Below are 1289 nucleotides of genomic sequence, written 5' to 3' on the forward strand. Positions count from 1 at the left end.
CCAGGACCAGGCCAGCACGAAGCCGGCGGCCGGGGCGGGTCGGGGCATCGCGAGCTGGATGATGAGGTGGCGGACCTCGTTGACGGTGAGCGGGATCAGCCCGTCGGCGGGTTCGGTGTCATGGGCCCGGGCGGTGGTGACGGCGAGGAAGGCGTGGGCGAGCATCGCGAGCAGGGTCCAGCGGTGCCAGCTGGTCCAGCGGCGGACCTGGTGCTCGTCGAGGGCGGCGAGTTCCGTGGAGGACTGGAAGTCGTCCTCCACGTTCCAGCGGATCCCGGCGACACGGACATAGGTGGCCAGCGGGACCGGGGTCGGGTGGTGGGTCCGGTAGAACGCGTACTCGCCGGTGGTGATGTTCCGGCGGATCAGGAGATGGTGTTGGCCGGGTAGATCCTGGCCGGTGGTCGCGATCAGCGCCCAGTCGTAGAGCCGCTGGCCCTTGGCCCCACTGCCCGCGGAGATTCTGTTCCAGGCGGTGGCGGGCAGGGTGACGGCGAGGTCGATCGCTTTCCTCCTGCCGGCCTTCGTGTCGATCTGGTGGGTCTTCGCGACCGCGAGGACGTAGCCGAGCTCGCGGCGGGCGAGGGTGGCGCGTAGCGCGGGGTCGTTGCCGTAGACCTCGTCGCCGGTGGCCCACCGGCCGGGGACTCCGGCGTCGAGCGCGGTCTCGACCAGGCGGCGGGCGAGTGCGGGCTTGGTCTGGAACGTCAGGTCGTCGGGGACACCCGCGGCCCGGCGGCGTTCCGGGTCCGCCATCCACGATCTCGGCATGTACAGGGCGTTGTCGAGGAACGCGTGCCCGGTCGGGGTGGCGTAGGTCAGGTAGACCGCGACCTGCGCGTTCTCGATCCGGCCGGCTGTGCCGGTGTACTGGCGCTGGACACCGACGGTCATCGATCCCTTCTTCACGTCGCCGGTCTCGTCGAAGACGAACACCGCCTCGGGGTCGCCGAGCCGTTCGACGACGTAGTCACGCAGGTCAGCGCGCAGACCGTCGTCGTCCCACACCGCCTCGGCCAGGAAATGCTGCATCCCACCCGGTGAGGCCTCCCCGGCGTACTCGGCCAACGTCCAGCAGTTCACCCGCGGTAGCCCGGCCATCAGACCGCGCAGGAACCGGCGCATCCGCCGACGGGACTCCGGCCGGGCGAACCGGCGGTCGAGCCGGCCCGCGAGCCCCTCGAATGCTTCAAGCCACCCGTCGGGGTCTACGCTGGGGCACACGGCCACCGGCTGATCTTCACGTGTCGTCACAAACCGCGAGGATCTCCGGTGGTCCTTTTCGTTCC

General features: G+C 70.4%; 1 protein-coding gene. It reads right to left on the reverse strand.

Annotation, left to right across the window (positions count from 1 at the left end):
- The coding region (locus AC6EXY_RS33285) for an IS701 family transposase (RefSeq protein ID WP_499842484.1) at window positions 1–1230 on the reverse strand (1230 nt) is incomplete at its 3' end.
- Window positions 1231–1289: the final 59 nt, after the last annotated feature.

The organism is Frankia sp. RB5 (genome assembly GCF_059816245.1).